Origin of the sequence: Streptomyces sp. NPDC051133, assembly GCF_040682635.1 — a bacterium.
Taxonomy (GTDB): domain Bacteria; phylum Actinomycetota; class Actinomycetes; order Streptomycetales; family Streptomycetaceae; genus Streptomyces.
In genome coordinates this window covers 1-4,951 of record NZ_JBFBBK010000054.1, presented here as the reverse complement: position 1 = coordinate 4,951, position 4,951 = coordinate 1, and the positions used below count along the sequence as shown (strand labels likewise).

7 protein-coding genes and 1 pseudogene are annotated in these 4,951 nt (G+C 69.1%); 4 read left to right on the top strand and 4 right to left on the bottom strand.

The features are described from left to right. Window positions 1–103 precede the first annotated feature (103 nt). The 3 genes and pseudogenes from AB0N17_RS36875 to AB0N17_RS36865 all read right to left on the bottom strand — a co-directional run bounded on the left by AB0N17_RS36875 (window position 104) and on the right by AB0N17_RS36865 (window position 2,055). Window positions 104–370: a hypothetical protein gene (locus AB0N17_RS36875; protein ID WP_366016006.1), complete on the bottom strand. Its 267-nt coding sequence runs from the start codon at window positions 368–370 to the stop codon at window positions 104–106. Window positions 371–502: 132 nt separating this feature from the next. Next, a pseudogene (locus AB0N17_RS36870) lies at window positions 503–778 on the bottom strand (hypothetical protein); the annotation flags it as partial. Between the two features lie 86 nt (window positions 779–864). Beyond that, window positions 865–2,055: an ATP-binding protein gene (locus AB0N17_RS36865; protein ID WP_366016005.1), complete on the bottom strand. Its 1,191-nt coding sequence runs from the start codon at window positions 2,053–2,055 to the stop codon at window positions 865–867. Window positions 2,056–2,185: 130 nt separating this feature from the next. On the opposite strand from AB0N17_RS36865, the gene AB0N17_RS36860 reads away from it, so the two are divergent. After that, entirely contained in the window at window positions 2,186–2,410 is a 225-nt protein-coding gene (locus AB0N17_RS36860) for a hypothetical protein (protein WP_352054053.1), read from the top strand. Between the two features lie 61 nt (window positions 2,411–2,471). Further along, window positions 2,472–2,759, top strand: coding sequence for a hypothetical protein (locus AB0N17_RS36855; protein ID WP_366016004.1), 288 nt, complete (start codon window positions 2,472–2,474; stop codon window positions 2,757–2,759). A gap of 80 nt (window positions 2,760–2,839) precedes the next feature. On the opposite strand, the gene AB0N17_RS36850 is transcribed toward AB0N17_RS36855, so the two are convergent. Next, window positions 2,840–3,457 carry a hypothetical protein gene (locus tag AB0N17_RS36850; protein WP_366016003.1) on the bottom strand — a complete coding sequence of 206 codons (618 nt, stop codon included), beginning with the start codon at window positions 3,455–3,457 and terminating at the stop codon, window positions 2,840–2,842. A gap of 351 nt (window positions 3,458–3,808) precedes the next feature. Between AB0N17_RS36850 and AB0N17_RS36845 the strand changes: the two genes are divergently transcribed. Both AB0N17_RS36845 and AB0N17_RS36840 read left to right on the top strand, forming a co-directional pair. Then, complete coding sequence (locus AB0N17_RS36845) at window positions 3,809–4,123, top strand: hypothetical protein (protein WP_366016002.1); 315 nt, start codon at window positions 3,809–3,811, stop codon at window positions 4,121–4,123. Beyond that, a complete protein-coding gene (locus AB0N17_RS36840) occupies window positions 4,113–4,658 on the top strand; it encodes a bifunctional DNA primase/polymerase (RefSeq protein ID WP_366016001.1) in 546 nt (181 codons plus the stop codon). The genes AB0N17_RS36845 and AB0N17_RS36840 overlap by 11 nt, the downstream gene beginning before the upstream one ends. The last annotated feature ends 293 nt before the right edge of the window (window positions 4,659–4,951 follow it).

Genomic DNA, 4,951 nt, shown 5'->3' with positions numbered 1-4,951 from the left:
CTGAACGTCTGGACCCCGCACCCGGGCCCCGGCGCCCGCCTCCCGGTCCTGGTCTGGCTGCACCGACCGCCGGCCCCGGCATGTAGAGATCTGCAGGTGCCCTTCAACACCCGCGAGAGAGAGACGACGTCGAACACGTGGGCACGGCACCGCCGTTGGCCGGGTCGGCCGAGCTCGGCGGCGCCGCTGCCCATCCGATCGACACGAGGAGCGTCGCGACGGCCACGCCGGAGCCGATCGCGGCGACCAGGTCTCCGGTGGCCGGGACCGTGGCGCTGCTCTTCTTCGTGTGGTGGTACACGATGACCCCGACGGCCACCGACAGCATCGCGATGAGCAGCAGGCCGGGAGTGATAACGAGCATGGTCATCGGATGGCCGGCATCTCCACCGGCTCGACGACGCCGACATCATCACACGATCCGCGGGGGCCAGCGACGGCACTCGTGTGCGTTTCCGCTGGTCGGAGCGATTGTCGTAGGCATCGTGTAGCTTCAGGAATGTCAGTCAAGGGTTCCTCCTTCTGCCGGTACCAAGCGGGGCGGAGGACCCGGGACACGCCGGGAGCCCTGGTGTGCGGTCAGCCGCCAAGCAAAGTCCGCACGTCCAGGGCTCCTTGGGCGTGTGCCGCGAGTCCCTGCACACATGACGCTACCGGCAGGGTCTGACAATGGGCCGTCCGTGCCCGGCACGACACCCGCGAACAGCCGGGTCCCCCTTTCCACGGCCTCGCCATTCGCGTCGTCGTCACGCTCGGTGAGGAACGCGACGTCGAAGGAGTCGCCCAGCCCGTGTTTGCCTTGGTCGACAGTCCGTGGTCCGTCGTACGCGGTGACCCGCTCAAGGGACCTGGAGAATCAGTCGGTCAGAACTGGAGCAAGTCGGGCACGGCGAACTGGTGCGTGATGTCCAGCAGGAGCCGCTTCGCGGCCTCCGCACGGCGCTCGGGAAGTGCCACGAGATCGGCGACGGGAGCCTCCGTCGTCACAAAGCGGGCGGCCTGCGCCGGGAGACTTCCGTCGAGCGTGATGCTTCCGTCGATCTGCTCGTCGTACCGGCCGTCTCGTTCGGCAAGGGCCACGGGGCTGTTGGCGAGGATGTCTACACGGAGCTGAAGGACGCCGTCGGCGCCTCGCAGGCCGGCATTGAGGACTGCGGCAGTCACCAAGTCGCGTACGGCGCTTTCGAGGTGGAGTTGGGGCAGCAGGGTGGGGCCGATCTGCACGTCGGAGCTTGCGTTCAGTCCGCCGCCGAAGGACCCGTCGTGGTGGAGTTCGACCTGGGCGCGGTCGCTGAAAGCGGTGTATGGGCGGCTGGGCGTGAAGATGGAGCGGCGCAGCCCCACCACGGGGTACGGGCTCGACAGGTGTCGGCGCAGCAGGCTCTGACTGCGGCCGGGGAGGACGTCGAGGATCTCAGCCATGACCGGATCGGCAACCGACGGATTGACCGTCGGGGCCAATTCGACGGGCGCCGGCACGGTGGGGACCGCCGTCACGACGACCCACACCCGGCGCGGATCCTGCTGGAGAGACCGGTGGCGCAGTTCGTCGTACAGCCGCTGCAAGTGGGCCTGTGCGTCCTGCCGGAGGGCGAACCGTCGCCCGTACGCCGCCTCGAGCTCAGACTCACCGAGCCACGGCGTGTCCGTGCCGACCCTTTTCGGGTACCGCATAACCTCCTTGTCCACGACCACCAAGTGCGGGGCCTCCGGACTGCGGGGGACCTCGACGACGACGGCCGAGCGGCCGGGAGAGGCAGACAGCGGCACGGAATAGACCTTGAAGGCAGGGATGAACGGTCGTACGAGCGAGGTGGCCACCTGGCGGAATTTGTCCACGAGGCTCCCGGCACGCTCGTCCGGCACTCCCAGGAGTTCGGCGGCGTGGTCGGCACCATCCTCGCGTACACCGGTGATGATGATCCCGCCGCGGGCGTTGGCCAGAGCGGCGAAGTCCTTGGCGGTCTCGCGGTTGTCCTTCACATCATCGGCGTCCTGTTTCCAGTCGAGATCCTCCGCCTCGCTCAGGCCGAGAGCAACGGCCTGTTCGAGCATCCCGGCGGTCACGGGGCCGGGCGGTACGCCGATGGCCCGGTGCAGTGAGGTGTAAGACATCTCCGTACCCTACGGGTGCCGGACGGCCCGCCGTCGCCGTGTGGAAGAAGGCTGGACGGAGAGGAGTGCGATGGGGAGCCGGTATCTCGCCCGGCTGCGGTTCGTCGCCGCCGGCCCGGCCGTGCAGGGAGAGTGGACGGTCCTCGACACCGCCGAGGAGCGATACAAGACCTGGGTCGGGCTCTACAGCCAGAACCCGGCTGTGGTGATCCAGCTCATCGAGGAGACGAACGGCCTGGAGCATGTCCTTCGCACATGGACGGCCCAAGGCGAGACCGCCTCCGGTGACCCATGAGCGTGCGACGTGCTGGTCAGCGGCACCGTGCCCCAAGGCAAGCGACATAGGATCCATGAACGTGGCACACACATTCGATGATCTTGTGGAGATGCAGAGAGCGGCCGACGAGGCGCACGGCCGGGTACGGGAACTGAAGGACACCTACGGTCGGCCCACGGCTCACCCCTGGTCGCCGGAGGAGACCGAGACGTACGAGACGGCCTGGCAGCACTGGCGGAATCTGGCCGGGGATGTCCAGGCCGCCGTCACCGCGCACGCCGGGCAGGAGGCCAAGCCCCGCTTCGACGTCGAGGCTGCCGTACGGACAAAGGCCCGGCATCCGCAGCCGGAGCCTGCGTCAGCGTAGAAGACCGGGGCCGTACCAAAGAAGCAGCGGGTCCACGTCGATAGCCCAGCGTTGGGCCTACTCGGAGCCGGATACGCCGACTACCCGGCGAGCGAGGCCAGGCGCCGCATCTCCTCCCGGCCGTGGTTGCAGCACCGCCCGCACACCAGACGGAGTCTGTTCGGCTTCTCCGGCAGCGGAATGTAGTACGGCATCCGGTCTTCGTCGTCGCGCTGACGCAGGTCGTAGTCGCATACGGCGCACAGCAGGCGCGCGGCCCGCGCCTGCTTCTCCGTCCAGACCGGCCAGTCCGCCGCCAGGGCGAAGCCCGTCACCGCAATGCCCTCAGCCTTCGGCTGGAAGATCGTGAAGCCCCAGCCCGGACAGTCGTCGGGGATGTTGTCAACGGACTCCTTCAGTGAGGGCATCCAGCGCACCAGGTGTGTCAGGTCCTTCCTGGCGATCCGGACCTCCTCGCCACGACGCAGCTGCTCGCTCCGGGAGTTGGCCAGGGGAAAACGGCATGCCGTCACCATCGTGTACGGCACCTCCAGCAGCTCCAGGTCCTGGCCGATCTCGGCGGCGGTGGCCTTCCGCTCGCCGCAGCCAGCCTCGCGCCACAGCGCGAGACCGTCGCTGTTCAGCACGCCGGACACCCTCACCGTGCTGATGACGCGCCGCTGCGCGGCCCGCACCTCCGGGAGAACTGTTTCCGCCATCGGATCACCCTCGTCTCGTCACAGCACCCGGGCGGGCACCGTCCGTCTGGTCAACGATTGGCAGCACCAGGCCGTCCGGTACGCCGACACCTTTCGGCAGCCCGCCAGGAGCCGTGACCTGCCCACGCGCGGCAGCGCCCCGTGCGCCCCGCGTGTCAGTGGTATCCACTACCGTACAAAGTGGCGGTCAGTGGACCGTGGGCCCGGCTCGAAGGCCCGGAACCCGTTCGGCCCGTGACCGGACGTTCCTCTGAAGGTGCCTCGCGCCGAGCCCCCTCTGAGTACTTTCCTCGGCCGACGCTTCCTGCGTGGCGAGTCACGGGATCGCCGCGGCGCTGGAGGGGTTACGCCATGCCGAAGGACCACGCCCGCAAGAAGGAACTCGCTGCTTTCAAGGGGACGTTCGGCGTCCGACACCACGACGCGGTCGCCATCCTGGACGATCCCCGCCGGGACGAGCTCTGCCAGGTCCTCACCGAGTACGCCGACGTCACGACGTACGCAGCGGCCGTCGAGGCCCTCGAACTGCCGGTCTACATGTACGAGTTGGGCATCGACGAACCGGACGAGCCCCGGGAGTACAGCTGTGAGGAGTGCGGGTTCTTCGGCACCGGATTCCACTGCTGCGAGTGCGGCGCCACCCACGAGTACCACTGTGTGTGCTGAGCCGCCCTCGACCACGGCCGCGGCCGTCGATCTGGTCCAGCGCGGGCTGGCGGTGTTCCCGCTCCCGCCCGGCGGTTGGCGGCCGGCCGGGAGCGGGTGGCATGTCCGCTGTCTGACGGAGCTCTCCCGCGTCCGTGCCGTGTGGCGCGAGGGCGACAACATCGGCGTCGGCTGCCGTGCCTCCCGCGTGGTCGGGCTGGACCTGGACGTCGAGGGCAATGGCCAGGCGGGGCTTGCGGCACTCGCCGCCCGGATCGGCCAGGACTGGCCCGACACCTTGACGGTGCGGACCCCGAGCGGGGGCTTGCACCTGTACTTCCGCGCCCCGGCCGACTGCACGATTGCCAGCCTCTCCGGGGGCCGGACGGCGCTCGGGCAGGGCATCGACGTCCGCGGTCCCGGCCGGCGCAGCGGCGGGTATCTCATCGGCCCCGGATCCGTCGTGAACGGCACGCCCTACGTCATCAGCCGGGACGTGGCGATCCTCGAGCTTCCGGGCTGGATCGCGGACCGGGTCACCGTCCTCCCGGTGTGAAAGGCCTGCTCAACACCATCGAGCCCCCGTTGTCAGTGGCACCCACTACGGTAGATCCCGTAGTAAACGGCATGCCGCGAACCGCCGTTTCCGCTGCTGCCCCGCGCCCACGCCGCACCGGGGCAGCGCCGCCGGACAAGGACCGAGATCGGGTCCCGCGCAGCACCACCCGAAGAACCCGTCTGTCCGGCTGCGCCCCTTTCACGCGACGTCCGGCGGGAATGCGTGGGGTCCCGCTGTGGAGACGACCGTGACCAAATCCGGCAGCGACCACCTCAAGCGCCAAGCCCGGC